This is a genomic window from Ligilactobacillus agilis, assembly GCF_025311475.1.
Classification (GTDB): domain Bacteria; phylum Bacillota; class Bacilli; order Lactobacillales; family Lactobacillaceae; genus Ligilactobacillus; species Ligilactobacillus agilis.
The window spans coordinates 1,596,601-1,617,182 of the sequence record NZ_CP104397.1 but is presented as its reverse complement, the minus strand read 5'-3'; the positions used below and the strand labels follow the sequence as shown (position 1 = coordinate 1,617,182).

General features: G+C 40.4%; 19 protein-coding genes. 15 read left to right on the top strand and 4 right to left on the bottom strand.

Going from position 1 to position 20,582, the window contains the following annotated elements; genetic code table 11:
• Window positions 1-56 precede the first annotated feature (56 nt).
• Together N4597_RS08165 and N4597_RS08160 are read left to right on the top strand one after the other, a co-directional pair.
• Window positions 57-1,334 (top strand): PTS transporter subunit EIIC, encoded by a 1,278-nt coding sequence (locus tag N4597_RS08165; protein WP_260903359.1) that lies wholly within the window; start codon window positions 57-59, stop codon window positions 1,332-1,334.
• Window position 1,335: 1 nt separating this feature from the next.
• The gene (locus N4597_RS08160) at window positions 1,336-2,214 is read left to right on the top strand and encodes an alpha/beta hydrolase (protein ID WP_089145021.1); all 879 of its coding nucleotides are present in this window, start codon (window positions 1,336-1,338) and stop codon (window positions 2,212-2,214) included.
• On the opposite strand, the gene N4597_RS08155 is transcribed toward N4597_RS08160, so the two are convergent.
• Window positions 2,211-2,504: a hypothetical protein gene (locus N4597_RS08155; protein WP_056977006.1), complete on the bottom strand. Its 294-nt coding sequence runs from the start codon at window positions 2,502-2,504 to the stop codon at window positions 2,211-2,213. The genes N4597_RS08160 and N4597_RS08155 overlap by 4 nt on opposite strands.
• Before the next feature lie 153 nt (window positions 2,505-2,657).
• Between N4597_RS08155 and N4597_RS08150 the strand changes: the two genes are divergently transcribed.
• Window positions 2,658-4,526 carry an acyltransferase family protein gene (locus tag N4597_RS08150; protein WP_260903355.1) on the top strand — a complete coding sequence of 623 codons (1,869 nt, stop codon included), beginning with the start codon at window positions 2,658-2,660 and terminating at the stop codon, window positions 4,524-4,526.
• Between the two features lie 64 nt (window positions 4,527-4,590).
• On the opposite strand, the gene N4597_RS08145 is transcribed toward N4597_RS08150, so the two are convergent.
• Window positions 4,591-5,526 carry a diacylglycerol/lipid kinase family protein gene (locus N4597_RS08145; RefSeq protein WP_167589011.1) on the bottom strand — a complete coding sequence of 312 codons (936 nt, stop codon included), beginning with the start codon at window positions 5,524-5,526 and terminating at the stop codon, window positions 4,591-4,593.
• Between the two features lie 239 nt (window positions 5,527-5,765).
• Between N4597_RS08145 and N4597_RS08140 the strand changes: the two genes are divergently transcribed.
• The 5 genes from N4597_RS08140 (at window position 5,766) to N4597_RS08120 (ending at window position 11,060) form a co-directional block, all read left to right on the top strand.
• Window positions 5,766-6,206, top strand: a complete 441-nt coding sequence (locus N4597_RS08140) for a hypothetical protein (RefSeq protein ID WP_260903352.1) — start codon at window positions 5,766-5,768, stop codon at window positions 6,204-6,206.
• Between the two features lie 199 nt (window positions 6,207-6,405).
• Window positions 6,406-7,344: a ribonuclease Z gene (gene rnz / locus N4597_RS08135; RefSeq protein ID WP_260903351.1), complete on the top strand. Its 939-nt coding sequence runs from the start codon at window positions 6,406-6,408 to the stop codon at window positions 7,342-7,344.
• A 17-nt stretch (window positions 7,345-7,361) separates the two neighbouring features.
• Window positions 7,362-8,171, top strand: a complete 810-nt coding sequence (locus N4597_RS08130; protein WP_089145016.1) for an SDR family NAD(P)-dependent oxidoreductase — start codon at window positions 7,362-7,364, stop codon at window positions 8,169-8,171.
• A 13-nt stretch (window positions 8,172-8,184) separates the two neighbouring features.
• Complete coding sequence (gene recJ / locus N4597_RS08125; RefSeq protein ID WP_260903346.1) at window positions 8,185-10,512, top strand: single-stranded-DNA-specific exonuclease RecJ; 2,328 nt, start codon at window positions 8,185-8,187, stop codon at window positions 10,510-10,512.
• A 29-nt stretch (window positions 10,513-10,541) separates the two neighbouring features.
• Window positions 10,542-11,060 (top strand): adenine phosphoribosyltransferase, encoded by a 519-nt coding sequence (locus N4597_RS08120; RefSeq protein WP_050611203.1) that lies wholly within the window; start codon window positions 10,542-10,544, stop codon window positions 11,058-11,060.
• A 45-nt stretch (window positions 11,061-11,105) separates the two neighbouring features.
• On the opposite strand, the gene N4597_RS08115 is transcribed toward N4597_RS08120, so the two are convergent.
• Window positions 11,106-13,745, bottom strand: coding sequence for a YfhO family protein (locus N4597_RS08115; RefSeq protein ID WP_260903342.1), 2,640 nt, complete (start codon window positions 13,743-13,745; stop codon window positions 11,106-11,108).
• Window positions 13,746-13,970: 225 nt separating this feature from the next.
• On the opposite strand from N4597_RS08115, the gene N4597_RS08110 reads away from it, so the two are divergent.
• Entirely contained in the window at window positions 13,971-16,058 is a 2,088-nt protein-coding gene (locus tag N4597_RS08110; RefSeq protein ID WP_260903339.1) for a peptidoglycan D,D-transpeptidase FtsI family protein, read from the top strand.
• Window positions 16,059-16,146: 88 nt separating this feature from the next.
• Here the strand turns inward: N4597_RS08110 and N4597_RS08105 are convergent, their stop codons facing one another.
• Window positions 16,147-17,139: a D-2-hydroxyacid dehydrogenase gene (locus N4597_RS08105; protein ID WP_172579701.1), complete on the bottom strand. Its 993-nt coding sequence runs from the start codon at window positions 17,137-17,139 to the stop codon at window positions 16,147-16,149.
• A 224-nt stretch (window positions 17,140-17,363) separates the two neighbouring features.
• On the opposite strand from N4597_RS08105, the gene rpmG reads away from it, so the two are divergent.
• The 6 genes from rpmG (at window position 17,364) to N4597_RS08075 (ending at window position 20,522) form a co-directional block, all read left to right on the top strand.
• Complete coding sequence (gene rpmG / locus N4597_RS08100; RefSeq protein WP_082174179.1) at window positions 17,364-17,513, top strand: 50S ribosomal protein L33; 150 nt, start codon at window positions 17,364-17,366, stop codon at window positions 17,511-17,513.
• Window positions 17,514-17,608: 95 nt separating this feature from the next.
• The gene (locus tag N4597_RS08095) at window positions 17,609-18,178 is read left to right on the top strand and encodes a 5-formyltetrahydrofolate cyclo-ligase (protein ID WP_260903334.1); all 570 of its coding nucleotides are present in this window, start codon (window positions 17,609-17,611) and stop codon (window positions 18,176-18,178) included.
• A complete protein-coding gene (locus tag N4597_RS08090) occupies window positions 18,162-18,824 on the top strand; it encodes a rhomboid family intramembrane serine protease (RefSeq protein WP_260905272.1) in 663 nt (220 codons plus the stop codon). Before N4597_RS08095 ends, N4597_RS08090 begins: the two co-directional genes overlap by 17 nt.
• A 31-nt stretch (window positions 18,825-18,855) precedes the next feature.
• Entirely contained in the window at window positions 18,856-19,071 is a 216-nt protein-coding gene (locus N4597_RS08085) for a YqgQ family protein (RefSeq protein WP_050611197.1), read from the top strand.
• 14 nt (window positions 19,072-19,085) lie between these two features.
• Entirely contained in the window at window positions 19,086-20,045 is a 960-nt protein-coding gene (locus tag N4597_RS08080) for an ROK family glucokinase (protein WP_172579702.1), read from the top strand.
• A 66-nt stretch (window positions 20,046-20,111) separates the two neighbouring features.
• On the top strand, window positions 20,112-20,522 hold the full coding sequence (locus N4597_RS08075; protein WP_050611195.1) for a rhodanese-like domain-containing protein: 411 nt from the start codon (window positions 20,112-20,114) through the stop codon (window positions 20,520-20,522).
• The last annotated feature ends 60 nt before the right edge of the window (window positions 20,523-20,582 follow it).

Here is a 20,582-nt window from a genome sequence, read left to right as displayed (position 1 = left end):
ACGAGTTAGGACATAATTTATTCAGTAGCTTGTATTTGATGTAGTAGGGTGTAGCTATGGTAACAAAATTGGTAGCTTGGATGGCGCAAAAAAAGGAACAACCAACAATAAAAGCTGTCCGTCGTACGTTAGTAATGATTTTTCCATTCGTTCTTTTGGGAAGTTTTATGCAAATTTTAGCGCAGAGTGTGTTTTCCCAAACAGGTTTTTTGAATAGTATTTTTCAGTTGAGTGATAAGGTGCCGGCGTTTGAGAAAATTTATTACTTTTTTACGAATTTAAGTTTTTTTACGCTAGGAATTAGTGCCTTGTTAGCGGCCTACCAAGTTGCTAATTATCAGGCCAAATACCTGCATAAGGATGGAGCAATGGCGGGGTTGACCGGCCTGGTTTGTTTTTTGATTTTGGTAATAAGGCCCCTTGATGGAACTGGGCGCTTAAATTTTAACTGGGCCCTCTTGGGGACGCCAGGATTATTATTGGGCTTACTAGTAGGTTGTTTAGTTGGCAACTTATTTAACTTATTAGGTAAAAAAACTGCTAGACAAGTTGAGCGGACTGATGACGTCTTGGCTCGTGCATTTGCAGCCTTACCAGTAATTACGCTAGCCTTATTATTATGCCTATTATTTAATTTGGCGCTGGCCTTTTTTAGCGGCCAAGATGCAGTTACCAATTTTTTTGCGGGCATGGAAGCATTTGCTGATAATCAAGACCGGGTGGGGACGGTAGTTGGGTTAGGAATCATTAGTAACCTTTTAAACTGGTTAGGTTTAAGTGGGCCCTATAATACCATCGGGACTGTTTATGGTGATCAGAAGTATTTGGATAATTTAAACTATGCTTTAAGTCATGGTTCAGCAGTCAATGTTCCCTATAAATACACGGTGACAACCTTATATCAGTCCTTTGGAATGTTTGGAGGAGTTGGGGCCACCTTAGCACTCCTAATTGCAATTAGTCTTGTTAGCAATAGTCACCGGGCTTTGCGGGTAAGTCGCTGGTCATTTTTGCCGGTCTTCTTTAACGTTAATAGCCCGTTAATGATTGGCTTGCCCCTGCTATTTAATCCCTTGTACCTGCTTCCTTTTGTGCTAGCTCCTTGTTTTAACATGCTGATTGCTAGTTTAGCCATCAAATGGCAGCTGATTACAGTTTTAACCTACCCTGTTCCTGTGGGGACTCCTGGGGTGCTGGTGGCTTATATTGGGACTAATGCCAGCATCAGTAGTCTAGTTTTAGGAATAGTACTTTTGGGGATAGATGTGTTACTTTACATCCCGTTTGTAAAAGTAGCAGATGCCGTTAGTTGTAAATTGACTGGGGGGATTTAACGTGCGGAGACGTAAGAATATTGCCAGTTTACTATTTTCACTTTTATTAATTCTAGCCTTAGCCTGGCCTGCCTATTTTTGGACTAAGGATAATGTCGCTAATTTGACTAAGTGGCATAATTCAAAATTGTCACCGATTATCATGATTCCAGGCAGTTCGGCTACCGAAAATCGCTTTGATAGTTTAGTTTCACTGATAAATAAGCAAAGTTTTAAGAAGCACAGTCTACTTAAGGTCAAGGTTTGGAATAGCGGTAAAATTACCTATCAAGGTAAGATTAACCCTAAAGATAACGAGCCATTCATTGTGGTCGGCTTTGAAAATAACCATGATGGCTATGACAATATTTTAAAACAAGCTAAGATGTTTAATAAGGCGTTTACGGCTTTGACTAACAGGTATGATTTCAATAATTTTAAGGGAATCGGTCATTCTAATGGTGGCTTAGTTTACACGGCCTTTTTAGAAAAGTATTTTAATGAAGACGATGCTCAAATAAAAAAGTTGATGACGATTGGGTCACCGTTTAACTTCGCTGAAAAATCAACAGCCAACAAAACACAAATGTTAGCTAGTTTTATCAAAAATAAAGTGAATCTACCTAGTAATTTAATTGTTTATTCAGTCGCCGGAACTCAGAATTATGAATCTGATGGCTTGGTTCCACTAGATAGTGTGGAGGCTGGTAAATATGTTTACCAAAACCAGGTCAAGTCTTTTACGGAGATAACTGTAACTGGAGTGGATGCGCAACATTCTAGTTTGCCACAAAATAAGCAGATTGTTAGCTTGATTACAGAGTATATTTTGGATAAACACACTTTAGATGGAAAAGGAAAACTTAACACTAGCCCTAATCAAAGCGACAACCGCAATTAGCGAATGATTAGTTGGTTATTTTGGAGATGGTAACCGTAAAAATGCAGCTTGGGCTTAGTCGCGGTTCTTAAAAGTATAGGTAGAGATTGGGAGATTTGGACTAAGTCATTATGAACCGACAGTAGTGTTAAGGCAGGAAGCTGGAGGGTGGCATCTGCTATAAGTAAGACGCTATCAGAGTTAACAATAATTTCTGCCAACGGAATCAGTTGCTTGGTCGGAGCTTGCCAAAACAATTCCCGTGAGTAATCGATGCCTTTAGTGGCAGTTAAAAAATCTTTGACTAACAAATGCAACAGCTCCTTTCCTTTGGAAATAATTATAGAATAAAAGTGGTCCTAACTCTAGTTAGGCTATTGAACCAAGTTGAAGTTTATGAGTATAATGAATGGGAGTCATTCCTGATAAGAGGGGGGAAGGTGTTTTACACAAACACGTAAAGTATGAATAGAAGGTTAAAGCACAGCCGTTACATCACGGGTTTCGATGGAATTAGAACTTTAGCGGTAATCGGAGTCATTTGTTATCATATCTTGCCAGCTACGATGCCAGGTGGCTTCTTAGGGGTGCCTATCTTTTTTGTAGTGTCAGGTTACCTAATAACTGACCTACTTTTACAAGAGTGGGATGAATACGGCAAAATTGATGTTAAGGCGTTTTATCTCCGCAGAATAAGGCGCTTATATCCTGCTTTAGTAACGATGGTGCTAACGACTGCGGCTTACATCACGGTTTTTCAACGAAATTTATTAACTAACCTTAAGGGGATAGTGATTAGTAACTTTCTTTATGTTTATAATTGGTTTCAAATTGCTCACCACGAGTCATACTTTGACAAGTTTGGGGGCGAATCACCATTTACGCACCTGTGGTCCTTATCGATTGAAGGTCAGTTTTACTTTTTGTGGCCGCTATTAATTATTCTAGCCTTAACCTTTATTAAAAAGAGGGTTAAGATTTTTGATATCCTATTTGTTTTAGCTGGGGTATCTGCCTTGGCTATGGCGTTTATCTACCATGATGGAATTGACCCATCACGGCTTTACTACGGAACCGATACTCGGACTTTTTCTATTTTATTAGGGGCTAGTTTAGCCTTTATCTGGCCAAGCACCGCCTTAAAACGGCAGCTTGATCGCCGCTTAAGTTTGATGGTTGACGTGGTAGGCTTGATTAGTTTAGCAATTATTCTAACTTGTTTTTTCAAGATGGATTCACAAAGCGCTACGATTTATAGGGGCGGAATGTTTTTATTTTCTTTAGTTGCGATGATTTTTATTGCAACCGTAGCTCATCCAGGGGCGGATATGAACCGCTTGTTTACTAATAAGGTCTTTACTTGGTTGGGAAAACGTTCTTACGGAATTTACCTCTACCAATATCCGGTAATGATTTTTTACGAAAGTAAGATTGCAGTCGGTAACCATCCCCTTATCCATGCGCTGATTGAAATTTTGTTGATTGTAGTGATTAGTGCTTTATCTTATCGCTACATAGAAAGGCCGCTACAGCGCTATAATTACCGGCGCTTGGGGGTTGATTTAAATGGTTTGCTTCGCAAACAGTCTCAAGAAAAATGGCTGTTGGTAGTGCCAGTTATCGTAATCGTGACGGCAGTGGTGGGAATGTTTTTACCGGCTAAAGATCCTGGCTCTGAGCAGAGTAAACAACTCCAAGAAACCATTGCTAAAAACACTAAGCAGGCAGCCCAAAAAAATAAGCAGATAGGAACTACTAAAAAAGCTACTAAAGACTCTAAAAATATTAATGAGGCTGCTACTTCTCAGTCTCCTAAGGACTTCCAGCTGACCACGGGCTTAACCAAGCAACAGTTGGCTAAAGCGCAAACGTTACAAATTACTGCGGTTGGTGATTCTGTTTTGGCCGATACTTCGGCTAAGCTAACGGAAATCTTCCCCCAAATGTATGTGGACGGTAAGGTGGGGCGGCAAGTCTACGATACAATTCCTGTTTTGAAATCATTAGCCGCTAATGGTAAGTTAGCCAACGTAGTCCTATTAGTTGAAGGGACAAATGGTTCTTTTAACGATAACCAGTTAGCAGAGATTATGGCTATTTTAGGTGACCGGCAGGTTTACTGGGTTAACGTCTACGTTCCAACTAAGAGTTGGCAAAATACGGTAAACAATGCTTTGACTAAGGCTACTAAAAAATACCATAACTTAACAATCATAGATTGGTATAATTACAGTCGTAATCACTCTGAATGGTTCTATAATGATCAGGTTCACCCTAATGTTAAGGGACAGCCATATTACGCTAACTATGTGGCGCGAAAGATTTTAAAGTAATAAATTAATAACGACCGCTTGAAAGCATATCGCTAGATGTGTTTTCAGGCGGTCGTTATTTACATTAGTATAAGAAAGCTTGTTGGTTGATGGAAAAGCTAATTTCAAATGGCTCAGTCCCCATCTCTTCCCCATCGGCTTGACCGTACTCGGCTGAAGAGACGGCTAACTTAAGCTTGGGAGCCTGGAGGTGGTGGACTCGGCGTGAAAAGATATGGAAATGGCCGGGTAAAATCATTAATAAAAATAATCTTAAAAAAGGCCAAGTTCGTTTTTTTTCGATAACAACCAAGTCTAATTTACCGTCATTTATTTTGGCCGTGGGCATTAAATTAACCCCGCCACCAAAATAAGGGTGGTTAGTGGTGGTACATAAAAAGGCTTGTTCAAAAACTTGGTGCCCTTTGGGACTGGTTACCTCTAATTTGAAGGTGGGCTGCTTTTTTAAGGCCTTAAAAAAGAGGGCGGCATAGGAAAGAAAGCCAAGGTGGTATTTGTTTAACCATTTCTTAAGGGGAGAATGGTTGGTCAAGTATACAATCTGGGCGTCAAAGCCAATGCCAATGTTATTGGTAAAAAAGGCTGATTCATTGCGGAATTTTTCTGTGTAATGCCCGATATCGACCAGGCGCGGAGCTTTAGCCGCCAAGATTTTATCCAAAGCTTTAACTGGATCGGCTGGAATGGAAAGTCCCCTAGCAAAGTCGTTACCAGAGCCACAGGGAATATAGGCTAAGGTTGCACTAACCTTGGTTTCTTTATGTAATCCGTTGACAGCTTCATGTAAAGTTCCGTCTCCACCTAAAAGAACAATTACAGCTTGGGGATGGTTAAGGGCGTATTGGCGACAAAGTTTTTCGGTGTGGCCGGGATAACGACTTTCATCAAAGCTGTAAGAAATATTGCGTGTCTGTAAAATCTGTCTAAGTTTTGGCCAAACTATTTTAGCATGTCCACTTCCCGCAACAGGGTTAATGATAAAGTGATAGTGCGGCGACATGTCATCACTTCTTTCTAAATACTCAAGTTAATTTCAATTAAAATACCTATTATTAAAAAATACCATAAAAATTAGGGAAAAATAAAGTCTAAAGTTTAGCTATTTTTGCTTAAATTAATTGAGGGATTGTCGAAAAAAGAATTTACTTTATTAAGGATAAGAGTTAAAATAGTTCTTGACGATTCTAATCGCTAATGTGAAAATAGATACAAATTAAGAAAAGGACATCGTACATAATTATGAAAATAACAAAGACTATTATCTGTTGTTTTTTAGGATTTGGATTAATAACATTCGGTACTCTAGGCAAGAAGGCTGTAGCTGCTGACTTTTTGCAAACAACTACAACCAATAATGATAGTGAAAATGTGGCTATTTTACAAAAACGTTTACAAGCTAAAGTGAAAGAACTAACTAATAAGACTAAAGCTTTAAAGGCGATGACAGCTAAGGCAACTAATGAAGTAGATGCTAAGTCAAAGGCTGATGCTAAGTCAAAGCTTGCTGAATTGCAAGCTGAAGTAACAGATTTGAACCAAGAAGTAACAAGCTATCAAGATCAAATCAGTCAGTTGAATAAGCAAGAGCAACTTAGCTTAAAGGCCACTAGTGAACAATTGGGTTTGGTTTCACAAAAAGCAGCTGTAGCGCTTGACCAAAGCAAGGTGGCTGTAAACTAATTAAAGCTTACTAGCACGATTGTTAAGTCGTAGTTATAAAGAAGGACAACTTTCTTTATAACTACGACTTTTTACTTGGAAAAGTAAAAAGCCCTTTATCTTAATTGAGAAAAAATGTTAGAATAAAATTGATATAGTTTGCGCTCTTGAGCGTATAAAGAATTATTTACTTTGCGTAAATTAGAATAGGAATTAGACAATGGAACTTGAATTTTTAGGAACAGGGGCAGGATCGCCTGCTAAATTTCGTAATGTTACAGGCATTGCGCTAAAATTATTAGAAGAACGGAACTCAATTTGGTTATTTGACTGTGGTGAAGGAACCCAGCACCAAATCTTACGGACTAACATCCGGCCTCGGAAGATTGATAAGATTTTCATAACCCACTTACATGGAGATCATGTTTTTGGGTTGCCAGGCTTTTTGAGTAGTCGTTCTTTTCAAGGTGGAGACCAAATGGAGCCATTGACAATCTATGGTCCGCGTGGCATTAAGGAATTTGTTAATTGTGCTTTGAAAATCTCACAATCTAAATTATCTTATAAAATCAACTTTGTTGAACTTGACAAAGAAGGGGTATTATACGAAGACGATAGGTTTGTCGTTTCCTTTAAGTACCTGGAACATCGGATTACTAGCGTGGGTTACCGGATTGTGGAAAAGGATTACCCGGGTGAATTACTGGTTGCTAAGTTACAAGCAGCAAATATTCCGGCTGGCCCACTTTACGGTCAGTTGAAGGCTGGCCAGATTGTCACCCTTGATGATGGACGAATCGTGGATGGGAAAGATTACCTTGGTCCTGATAAAAAAGGCCGCATTGTGACCATTTTAGGTGATACCAGACAAACGGCAAGTATCAGTGAGTTAGCCCAGGATGCAGACGTATTAGTACATGAGAGTACTTTTGGCAAGGGTGAAGGAAAGTTAGCCCGCAGTTATTATCATTCAACCTCTTTGCAGGCAGCCAAGGTGGCCAAAAATGCAGGGGTAAAACAGTTGCTATTAACCCATATTTCTGCCCGGTATGTTGGCCCACTTGTTAAGCAATTAGAACAAGAAGCAAAGAGCGTCTTTGCTAACAGTAGAGTTGTCAAGGATTTCGATGTGATTGAGGTACCGTTTCCCAAAAGTTAAGTAAAGAAGGTGGAATTATGGCTGGATATAAAGAGTTAAAAAATCTCCGCAATAGGGTAGTAGTAATTACTGGGGCTTCCGGGGGCTTAGGTGAACAGTTAGCCTATCAAGCAGCTAGTAAGGGCGCAATTGTGGTGGCCTGTGCCCGGAGACTAGATAAGTTGCAAGAGGTGGTAGCTAATTGTCGGCAGATTTCGGGGAGATTGGCATTTGCATATACCTTAGATGTTTCAGACCCAAATCAAATTGAGAGAGTTTTAGCAGAGGTTGAGACCAATGTTGGTCCGATTGATGTTTTGATTAACAATGCTGGCTTTGGTTTAATGGAAAACTTACTGCAAATTGATGAACAGACGATTGAATCAATGTTTCGGGTTAATGTTTTAGGTTTAATTTATTTGAGTAAATATACTGCGCTTAGGATGGCTAAGAGACACCGGGGGGCGATTATTAACATCGCATCCATGGCTGGCAAGATAGCAACTCCTAAATCAACTATTTATTCAGCTACTAAATTTGCCGTCTTAGGTTTTTCCAATGCGCTTCGCCTGGAGTTAAAACCACTGGGAATTATGGTAACGACAGTTAACCCGGGGCCAATTGCAACGGCATTTTTTGAGAAAGCCGATAAAACCGGTAACTATCTTAAGAGTATAGATAAAATTGTATTGCAACCGGAAATGGTGGCTAAGAAGGTTATTAGGACAATCGGTACCAATAAGCGTGAAGTGAATCTACCGTATAGTATGGAAATAGCTAGTCACCTATATAATGCCTTTCCTACTTTAGGTGACTATTTAGCTGGTGGAATTTTTAATAAGAAATAGGTTGGGTGATAGGTTGTTAACTTCCAAATATGAATGGCAAATAGAAGCAGAGCTTGATAAAAATGTGATAGCTAAGTTGGCCGCTGAAACAAAACTAGATGCAACTTTAGTTCAGATTTTATATCGGCGCGGCTATCAAACTGCTACCGCGATTGAAAATTTTATCCATCCTAGCGATTCTGAGTTAAATGATGCGTTTTTGCTTTATGATATTGATAAGGCAGTCGAACGAATCCAAACGGCGGCGTTTGCTGGAGAAAAGATAGTCGTTTATGGAGATTACGATGTTGATGGAATAACCGCTACGGCTGTAATGTACTCTACTTTAGAACAATTAGGTGCAGATGTAAGCTACTATGTGCCTGATAGATTTAAGGATGGATACGGTCCTAATAAAGCTGCCTATCAGCGTTTAATAGAAGCGGGGGCCCAGCTCATTGTGACCGTTGATAATGGGGTCGCTGGTCATGAGGCGATTGATTATGCCAATAGCCAGGGCGTTGATGTGGTAGTAACTGATCACCATGAATTGCCACCAACTTTACCCGCAGCCTATGCGCTTGTCCACCCAAGGCACCCTAAAGGTAATTACCCGTTTGGTGGGTTAGCTGGAGTGGGAGTAGCTTTTAAGGTTGCAACTGCTCTGTTAGACGAGGTTCCTAGTGATATGCTTGACTTGGTTGCGCTAGGAACAGTGGCTGATTTAGTTCCTTTGGTTAAGGAAAATCGCTTATTAGTTAGGTATGGCTTAGAAGTTTTAAGAACTAATCCACGTCTAGGTTTAAAGTCGCTTTATGAGTTGGCACAATTAAATCCAGAAGAGCTAACCGAACAAACAATAGCTTTTCAGTTGGCGCCCCGTTTGAATTCATTAGGACGGATTGCGCAGGCTAAATTAGGAGTGGAACTTCTGACAACTGAAGAGCTAACTGCCGCTAACCAACTGGCAGCTAGTTGCCAAGCTTATAACCAGCAACGCCAAGAGCTAGTGGAACAGATTACCGCGCAAGCACTGGCTAAGGTAGCAGCTAACGACACTAATGCCATAAACCTAGTTTATGAGCGCGGGTGGCACGAAGGTGTGTTGGGAATCGTTGCGAGTCGGTTGGTAGAAGAGACGGGTAAACCAAGTTTAGTCTTAAGTGTTAATGAAGCTGGACTGGCTAAAGGTTCTGGCCGTTCAGTGGCTGGCTTTGATTTATTTGCAGCTTTAGACCACCAACGTGATTTGTTAGATAAATTTGGTGGGCATGAGATGGCCTGTGGTCTAACGATAGCTGAAGCTAGTTTACCTAAATTGCAAGTTCAGTTAAATGCTGAGGCTAAGACTCAAGGATTGACGGCCCAAGCCAAGCAGCCCTTGCATATTGATGCTGAACTAAAGTTGGAACAAATTACCCCGACATTTTACCAACAGTTGCAATCCCTGGCTCCGTTTGGAACTGAAAATGAGGAACCACTCTTTTTAATTACAGGTTATGATTCGCTTGCAGCTAAGGCGATTGGTAAGGAAAATAATCATTTGCGCTTAGAATTAAGCGGGAGTGGAGCAGGCCCAAGCATCAGCGGGGTGGCTTTTAGTTTGGGTAACCAAGCTGTAACTACAATCGTGGCGCATAGTGAGGCTTTGCGCTTCGTTGGTACACTAAGCGAAAATAAGTGGCGCAACCAAGTCTCACTTCAAATCATGATTAAGGATTTAGAACTTGACCAAGACAAGAGTCAGGGGGTAATTATTGATCAAAGAACTAACAAGCTACGCAAGTCTTTATTTACTAAGGTTGCTAGTTACATCTTCTTTGATGCTAAGTTAAAAGAAAAGGTGACGCCACTCTTACCTAGTGGGGCTAACGCGCTACTGGCTGCTGAAATTGATGATGCCTACCAAGCCCAGGAGCTATATTTAGTAGATTGTCCGCAGTCGTTAACCCAGTTAGAAGCCTTGTTGCCTAGACTAGAGTTTGCTAAGCTTTACTTGCTGTTTTATCAACAAGATAATGCTTATCTACTAGGACTACCAACGCGAGAGCAGTTTGCCCTTGTTTACCGCTTTAGTGCTAGTCATAAAAACGTAGCAATTTATCAACGGTTAGATGAGTTAGCCAACTACCTAAAAATTCGCAGGGAGCTGTTGATTTTCATCTTACAGGTGTTTTTTGAATTAGGATTTGTTAAAATAGAAAATGGATTGATGAATTACGTGCCGGATGTTAAAGCACAAGCGTTAGAAAATGCTAAGTGTTACCAAGCACGCAAGTTGAGAATGCAGGCGGAATCGACCCTGCTTTTCAGTAATTCTACGAGTTTAACGCAATATTTGACTAAATTTTTGAAGCATTAAGCTTGGATATTTAAAGGAGAAAAAAGTTAATGGCAGTAGACTTAAATAATTATGTTGCAAGTATTCCAGATTACCCTGAAAAGGGCATTATTTTTCGGGATTTATCTCCATTAATGGCAGATGGTGAAGCTTATCGCCAAGCAACTGATCGCATTGTTCAATTTGCAAAGGATAAAAATGTTGACATGATTGTTGGGCCGGAAGCACGGGGCTTTATTGTTGGTTGCCCGGTTGCTTATGAGCTCGGGGTAGGTTTTGCCCCTGCACGTAAGAAGGGAAAACTTCCTCGGGAAACGGTTAAAGCCGAATATACTTTAGAATACGGAACTTCTGCTTTATATTTGCACAAAGATGCTGTTAAACCTGGTCAAAGGGTATTAATTACAGATGACCTATTGGCAACTGGGGGAACAATTGGAGCAACGATTGATTTAGTTGAACAATTAGGTGGGACAGTCGTTGGGTGTGCATTCTTAATTGAATTAAAGCAACTAAATGGCCGCGATAGGTTGAAGGGTTATGACGTGTTAACCTTGATGGAATATTAATAAAGAAGCTCTCCTCGCTAGTAGAACTAGCTGAGGAGAGCTTCTTTAGTTTTGTTTGAGGAACCTTTTTAGTAAGGTAGGGATAAATATTAGAATTAGACTTAAGATACTTAATGCCAGCCCGAGGTTAAAGTAAGGGGGCCAGTAACTTAAGCTAACGGTATGTTTACCTTTAGGAAGATTTAGGGCCAGGAAGATGTCTTGAACCTTAAAAGTTTTAACAGCTTTTCCATCTACTTTTGCTTGCCAACCTTGGCTGTAAGGAATAGTAGTGGTGAAGAGTTGATTTTTGTTAGGCACGGTGATAGTTCCGCTTAACTTCCTGTTGTTAAATTGTTTCAGCTGCCAGGAATGGGCTTGAACCTGCTTTAATTTAGAGATAACCAATGGATTGTTTAGCTCGTAAAGAACAAAGTTGTTTAGGCTTAGGGTTTGCTTTTTAAAGCGAGCAGTAATAACAATCTCTTGACCCTTAGCGTGGTTGGCAATATTGACAATCGTAGTGTGGCGGAAGGTGCTGTAATAGCTAAGGGGCCGATTACCAATGAACAATGAAACGTTGTCACCGTTGAGACCAGTTCCTAAAGTTAGGTAGTATGAATTATTAGTTTGAGGTACAAACTTAAAAATAACCTGGGCATCCGCGTTGGCTTTTTTTCGCTTTAAAGTTGCCCCGGTTAGGTTGATGGTTTGGCTAGTATTTTGGAAGACAACTTCATTAAAGTTTTTAGCGGTGAAGTACTTAGTAGTAGGCCAAGTGTTAGTAACAGCATTAAGCCAGTTTGTTTGGTAGGTAACCGGATCATCATACAGACTAGGTAGGCTTTTAAGACTAGGACCGGCTAAATAGCCAATCCCACTGGCATAAGGGTTTTGATAAATCCGACTATAAACATTGTCTTTTACCAACCGATAGAGATTTAAGTCCTGCTTTTCTGTTAGGGCAGCTAAGTTCAAATCGGCACTTTTATGCTCAAGTTCGGAACTGTCCTTTTGATTGAAGAAGTACTTCATATCTAAGAGACTATCTGAAATTAAAGTTCCGTTTGAGTAACTGACGTAATTATCGCCATCAGGATTACCAATTTGGCCATAAAAGTCAGGAATCGCTTTTTCCAGAGCAGAACTAAAGTAACTACCGCTGTTGAAGTTAAGGGCTAGACCATCATTTCGAGTCCGACTATAAGTCTGACCCGTGCGGTAAAAACTGTTGTCAAGTTTATGCACGGATTGGGCGTCTTGGGTCAGGGCTTGGCTAGGATTACTATACTCTTTAGCGGTAAGGTAACTGATATTATTTAAGGAAAAACAAACGTTAGCAACTAATTCTCCTAAAACAAGGAGGTATAAACAAAGGTTGCGTAAGTTTTTAGTTTTAGTCGGTTTAATAGACAACAAGAGTAGGGTTGCCACTGCAAATAGGGCGGAAAAAATTAAGACAGTTCGATTAAGGTAAGAGACCTTTTTCATAACGGTATAACTGTAACCTAAAATGCCAGCCTCTATGAAAAAGCAGCCCCAAATTTGCCACCACTTTGGACTGGCTGTTGGGCTATTAAAGGCTTGAGCTGCTAAAAATACTATCCAAAACGATAGTAAAAAAGAGAAGCGGTAGGGGTACCAAACCGGAAATTGAAAACCATGCCACATTAAATCTAGTGGTTCAAAGCACATAGAAACAAGTAAAAAGCCAGTGAGAGCCAGGGCGGCTAGGCGACTGCTAAGTTTAAACCGGCGGTTAAAGAAAAAGAGCAAAAAAGCAAATAAGACCAAACTACCTACGAAAATATTAGGATAACCAGATGGCATTTGCTTAAAGTCAAAGGCACCCAAGACTAACTTGGTTAACATTTTTGGTGGGAAATACTCCCATTTAAAATGAATCGTTTGTGTCGTATATTGGCCCTTACTTGCCTTTAACGAAATAAAAGTTGGGATGAGCAAGAAGGCGGCCAGGCCGGCGGCTAAGAGTGAGCGGTGCACAAACAGTCCAACTTGTTTGCCAAGTTTTTTAACGTCGGTAAATGAAGTAAGTGCATACCAAGCAAAAAAGAGGATTAAAAACAAGCAGACCATGTAAGCCATGTAATAGTTAATAAATAATAAGGCGGCTAACCAAAAGGTGTAAGCATAACCCCGGTTGGTGTCCATTAAATCTAAGAGTCCTAAAATGATTAAGGGTAAGAAGACAAGGACGTCGAGCCATAGGAGGTTGAGTTGGTTAGCGACTGCCCAGCCCATAAAAGCGTAAGCGGTGGAAAAAGTTGGTACTAAAATTCCGGTTTGAATCTTTCTTTTGAGTAACAAGCGGCCAAAGCAATAACCGGCACAGGCGTACTTGCACAGTGTGATAACGATAATCCCGGCCATGATACTTTTGCCTGGAAAAAGTAAGATTAGCAGGTTGAACGGACTGCAAAGGTAGTAAGCCCATTCGCCTAACATCTCGCCGCCGATGGCTTTAGAGAAGCTATAAAAAAAATTGCTAGAGTCAGTTAGGAGGGTCCTCCTAAAGAATTGAAAGAAATCAACGTATTGCTGGCCCATATCGACTGTTAAAATGCTACTAGTTCCGAAAGGATACATCTTACGGAAGATGAAGTAGCCTAACATTAATAAAAGCGGTCCCCAAAAACTAAGTAAGAGGGGGTAGTGTTCCTTGAAATAAGAACGAACCTTTTGCATAATCAACACCTCAAAATAATAAGTCCTTAGTTACTAACTATAGCATATGTGCTAGCTAGTTTACATAGATTGAAATAGCAGGAAGGGCTAAATTAATTTAAATATAAGCTTTTTTAGAATAATCTTTACCCCCGTACAAGCCATTTTTGTGGTACGATAATTGTTAGTTAAAATCGAATTGAGAGAAGCATGACAGTCTCTTAGCAAAGGATAGGAGCAATTATTTTGGAATTTTTTAGAAAGGTTAGAAAAACCAATAATAAACGCAAGCAAAAAAAGTCGGTAATTCCGTTTAGGTTAAACTTCCTATTTTTAATTGTGTTTCTTTTATTTGCGGCTTTAATTGGCCAGTTAGCTTATTTGCAAATTTTACATGGAACAATGTTTGAATCCGAGGTATCGAGCAGTGAAACGGAAACTGAGACTCAAAACGTTCAGCGGGGGCAAATTTATGATTCAACCGGTAAAGTTTTAGTAAGTAATAAGTCTGCGCGCGCAATCACCTACACTAAGCCACTAAACGTTACTAATAAAGAAATGTATGCAGTTGCTAAGGATTTAGCCGCTTTTATTAGCGTCCCAACTAAAAATCTAACGGCAACTAATAAAGCTGATTTTTATTTAGCCCAACATGAAAAAAGTGTCAATAAACATATTCCTGGGGCGGCTAAGATGACGCCGTCAGCACTATATAAGGCCCAGTTGGATTACGTTAAGAAAAATAAGTTGTATGGTAGTTTAAGTCCAAATCAAAAGGAAATCGCCCTTTTATATAGTAAGATGAGTGGGGCTTATGCCTTGTCAACCGTTTATTTAAAAACAGAGGGTGTTACTGACAAAGAAATGGCTGAAGTTGGCGAACACCTGTCGGAAATGGCCGGAGTCAAAATCGGTACTAGCTGGCGCCGGGATTATCCTAATGGGACTTCCGTTAAAAGTATTATCGGGACGGTAACTAATGAAAAAACCGGTTTACCGGATGATTCAATCAACCAGTTACTAGCCAAGGGTTATTCACGAAATGATAGTGTCGGTTCTAGTTACCTTGAATCTCGCTATGAAGACATTTTAAAGGGAACGAGAAAGACAATTGACGTGGAAACCCAAAATGGAAAAATCTTGAAGGAAACTACCAAGTATGGTGGTAAAAAGGGCGATAACGTTGTTTTAACCATTAATGAAAAGTTCCAAAATGAAGTGCAAAAGTATCTAGAGGATGGCTTCAATGGGATTAAGGGTAGCAATCCGTATGCGCCTGGTGCCTATGTGGTCGTCATTAATCCTAATACAGGTGGAATTTATGCTCTAGCAGGGGTTAGTCGCGACTTATCCACCGGGAAGGTGACCTCCAATGCCTTAGGGACGATTAACCAAAGTTTTGTTATGGGGTCCGTTGTCAAGGGGGCCCAAGTAATGGGGGGGTTGACTTCGGGAGTAATTACCCCTACTAATAATACCCTCTACGATGAACCGATTAAGTTAAAGGGGACTGCGCCTAAAACATCTTGGTTTAATAAAACGGGTGGTTCCGGTATGTCGCTGACCGCTGCTCAAGCTCTAGAAGTTTCGTCTAACTCGTATATGATGAAACTGACAATGTTGGAAGCTGGTTATAAGTATGTACCAGGTGGGGCTTTGTCAATGTCCTCGTCGATTTTTGATAAGCTCCGGCAAAACTTTAATCAGTTTGGTCTTGGGGTTAAAACGGGAATAGATATTCCAGGTGAAGGGCTGGGATACGCAGGTGCTTCTAGTCAGGCTAACATAGGTAAGGCGTTAGACTTGTCCTTTGGGAACTACGATTCTTATACGACTATTCAATTAGCTCAGTATGTTTCGATGATAGCCAACGGCGGCTACCGCTTACAACCCCACGTCTTAGAGGCGATTCGTGAGAGTAACGCGGACGGGTCATTAGGGCGGACGGTTTACCAGGCCCAGCCTAACGTGTTGAATGTTTATTCGGCCTCTGGGGCAGAGTGGAACGTTGTTCAAAATGGTTTCTACCAAGTGGTACACGGATCAATGTCACTTAGAACAGGGAGTGCCTACGCTAGTTTGAAACCTGAAGTTTCCGCTAAGTCTGGGACGGCCCAAACTTTCCACGGAACAGCAGAAACCATTACTAATAGTTTGATTATGTACGGCCCGTCTAAAGATGCTAAAGTAGCGATGGCAGTTGTTTTCCCAGGAATGGGGACTTCAAGTAGCAGTTCGGTTGTTGCGTCTGTTGCTAAGCAAACCTACGAAGCATTCTGGAAGGATGTAATTACAACGGAAGGTTTTACGGACAGTAGTAATGACGGTAACTAGAAAATCTAATGGTAGTTACTAACAAAGCGAAATAAGTATAAAAAATGCACGGCTCATTGGTTTTGGGCCGTGCATTTTTAGCTGAAAATTAATTAACTTGTGTGGTGGGTTTTTGGCCTTCAAGGACAGCCAGGGCAGAATCAAGGCTAATATCAACCATATTTTGAACTGCAATATTTGTGTAAAAACCAACGTGTGGGGTGATGACAACATTAGGCATTGCTCGTAGTTTGACCAATTGTTGGCTAGGAAGAGCTTGGCCTTCAAGGTTGAAGTTGAAGAAGTTTTCTTCGCCGGTTAGTGTGTCTAAAGCGGCCCCGGCTAATTGTTTAGTTTCAAGGGCGTTAATTAAAGCGTCGGTGTCAACCACCGGGCCACGACATTCATTTACTAAAAAGGCGGTAGGTTTCATTAAACTAAGAGCGTGTTCATCAATTAGGTTATGAGTGGTTTCGTTTAAGTCAACGTGCAAGCTAACAACGTCAGCTTGTTTTAAGACTTCCTCAAACGGAAGGTAAGTCAGCACGTCTTTTAATTCAGGGTTTTCTACCAAGTCATTAGCGATAACTTTAGCGCCTAAGGCGTGGAAGAGGCGGGCAGCTGTGCCCCCAATACGACCTGCCCCGATAATTCCGATGGTTAGTGAATGAATTTCTTTAGCTTGAAGACCAGCCCAACGGAAATCTTGGCGGCTTGCGCGGTCATCGAAAAGTTCCAAATTTCGAGTTAAGCGTAATGTGTGAGCTAAGGCGAGTTCTGCGACTGAGTGTGGTGAGTAAGCTGGAACGTTAGTGACCACTAAGTTATTTTGCTTAGCTAAATTAAGATCTAAGACATCGAAGCCAGCGGTACGCGCACTAATTTGTTTGAAACCTAAAGCTTTTAATTTAGGATAGACTTCAGCCTCGATATTGTAGCGTTGTTGGATAACGAGACCGTCAAAGCCGGCTGTTTGATCAACCGTGCTAGCTCTTAGTTCCCAAGCGGCCGTAGTAACTTCTACGCCAGGATGGCGGTCTTGCCAAGCTTTAATGGCAGCTTGTTCGTCGGGTCTAACAGATAACATTAGAATTTTAGTCATGATAATCACACCTTATTTTAATTTTTATTTGATTATAGCTTAAAAGTTTTAGGAAAGCTAGTACAAGATGGAATTTATCAAACAAAAAGGTGTCAAGGAAAAATCCTTAACATTTTAAGAAAAAAGACTGGAAAAGGCATATAAAAGATGATATGATAATAAACGTTGAAGGCAGAAGTATGCCTACTTGAATATATACGCTACGTAGTTTGGAGGTTAGAAACATGCGTGTAAACATTACATTAGAATGCACAGAATGCCATGAACAAACATATCTGTCAAGCAAAAACAAACGTAACAACCCAGATCGCTTAGAATTAAAGAAGTACTGCCCACGCGATCGTAAAGTTACATTACACCGTGAAACTAAATAATAACTATCATTGATTAGCTTTGATGATTTAATTGCGTAAAGGACTGGGGAAAGGTGTTTTCTCAGCCTTTTTTATTTTAGGGAGGGATGTTTGGCATGCAGACCAAAGTGGAATTTCGAAAAGAACAACGGCAACGACTGATAGATCAAGCTGATACCTGGCAAAAAGAAAAGGAAGAATTGGCTTTGTATTTGAAGTTGTTTGCAACTAAAAAGTGGCAGGAAGCTAAAGTGGTTGCATTAACACTTAGTCAGCCTGAAGAGTTAGATACCAAACCGATGATTATGGCTGCTTTTCAAGCTGGCAAGCGGGTATGCGTGCCTAAAACTCTACCTAAAAGGCAGATGGTATTTGTGGAATTGACGCCTGAAATTCAAATTACAAGAAGTAAATTTGGGGTTTTGGAACCGACGGCCAACTATCACCAGCTAGCTAAAGAACAGATAGATTTAATTGTAGTTCCGGGATTAGCGTACACGCCTACAGGCGACCGACTCAGCTTTGGTGGGGGCTTTTTTGATCGTTATTTGGCGGATTATTCTGGCCAAACCATCGCTTTAGCTAATAAGAGCCGCTATTTTGCGCAAGTTCAGTGGGAAGTTGAACCAACGGATATTCAAGTTCAAGAAGTGATTAATTTGGAGGAAAATAAACGTGCAAATTAAACGTCCGCTTGTTACGATTAGCTTGATTGTTGCAAATATCGTGGTCTACATCCTAATGACTGTAGCGGGAGGGAGCACTAACCCTTTAGTTTTAATCAAATTCGGTGCGAAGGTAAATGAGTATATTTTAATGGGACAATGGTGGCGGTTAATTACTCCGGTTTTTATCCATATTGGTTTGACGCATATCGTTGTCAACATGGTAACTCTTTACTTTATTGGAATGCAGATTGAGTATTTATTTGGTGCTAGTCGTTACCTATTAATTTACTTAGTAAGTGGTTTGTGTGGGAATATAGCTAGCTTTGTCTTCAATCCAAATAGTGTTTCCGCGGGAGCTTCAACTGCTTTATTTGGTTTGTTTGGTGCTTACCTAATGTTGGGGGAAGCCTTTAGAGAGAACGTTTATATTCGGTTGATGGCTCGCCAGTTTTTGGCGCTAGTAATTTTGAATATAGCCTTTGGCTTTTTGGGTAACATTGATTTAGCAGGGCATTTAGGTGGCCTATTTGGTGGTTTTTTGATTGCCTATGTACTAGGAGTACCTAAAGTTGGAAGTGTTTCGAAGTTAAAAAGGATTACAGCGGCTGGAGCGTTAATCGTAGTTTTTGGATTAATGCTTTATAGCGGTTTTAATCTGATTTAATATCCTTTATAATGTAAGAGGTGTTGCATTTATGAAAACCCTATACGATGTCCAGCAATTACTTAAAAAATTTGGAATTTATGTTTACGTTGGCAAAAGAATGTGGGATATTGAATTAATGGCCTTGGAACTCGATCATTTGAGGCAGGCTCAAGTAATCGATGAACCAACTTTTGTACAAGCTAAGTTAGTTTTAACCCGAGAACATCGTATTGAAGAAAAGCGTGAGCAAGAGAAATTAAAATAATGGAGGAATAGATAATGGACAAAAAGTTGATTGGAGTTGACCTTGGGGGGACAACTATTAAGTTTGCGATTTTAACAGCAGCAGGTGAAATTCAACAAAAATGGAGTGTGGAAACTAACATTTTAGATGACGGAGCCCACATTGTTCCAGATATTATCGATTCAATTAACCACCACCTAGCTTTATACGACATGAAGCCAGAACAATTTATCGGCATTGGAATGGGAACTCCAGGGACAGTCGATATTAAGGCAGGGACTGTTATTGGTGCCTATAACCTAAATTGGAAGACGAAGCAAGATGTAAAGTCTGCGATTGAAGCTGGAACTGGCATTAAGTTTGCAATCGACAATGATGCTAACGTAGCTGCTTTAGGTGAACGTTGGAAGGGTGCAGGTAACAACGCTGATGACGTTGTCTTCATGACCTTAGGAACAGGGGTTGGTGGTGGAATTATCGCCAACGGTCAAATGATTCACGGAATGGGTGCCGGTGGTGAAATTGGCCACATTAACGTTGAACCTAATGGTTACCTATGTACTTGTGGTAACAAAGGTTGCTTGGAAACCTATGCTTCAGCAACGGGTGTTGTTAGGGTAGCTCGCGATATGGCTGAAGAATTTGCAGGTAAGTCTGAATTGAAGCGGATGCTTGATGATGGTGAAGAAATTAGCTCCAAGATTATCTTTGATTTAGCAAAAGAAAAGGATACCCTAGCCGCAATGGTTGTTGACAAAGTTTGCTACTACCTTGGCTTAGCCGCTGCTAACTTAGGTGCAATCACTAACCCAGCCTACATTGTGATTGGTGGTGGGGTGTCTGCTGCCGGTAAATTCTTATTGAACCAAGTGGAAGATTACTTCCAAAAATTTGCATTTCCAACAGTTAAGACTTCAACCAAGTTGAAATTAGCTGAACTTGGGAATGAAGCTGGGGTAATTGGTGCAGCCTCTTTAGCTTTGGTTTTTAAGTAAAACTTTCAATGGAGGCTAGTTAGCCTCTTTTTTGCTATATTTTAAGAAAGAAGCGGTGATAAAATAATGGTCGGTGCAATTAACGTTTTATACGTATTAGATATAATTTTAATAATCATTTTAGCCTGGATTTTAGGAGTGCAACTTTATACCTGGTTGCTAGGAAAGAAAGTGGCTAAGATTGTTGAAAAAGATGAATTCAAGGCTGGAATGAAGAAGGCGCAGTTAATTGATTTACGGGAACCAGATAGCTTTAAGGCTAGCCATATTTTAGGGGCGCGTAACATGCCATTTAGTCAATTTAAGTTATATCAAGGAAGTTTGCGCAAGGATATGCCCGTTTACCTCTACGATCAAGGAAAGAGTATTAGTATCAGGGCAGCTGCCAAATTACACAAGGCAGGCTTTAAAGAGATTGTTATCCTAAACGGTGGTTTTGCTAAGTGGGATGGCAAGATTAAAAAGGCAAAATTATAAAAATTAAGTATTAGACTTAAAAGATGCCCCAGCTAGCCGAGTATTTCGGTTAGTTAGGGC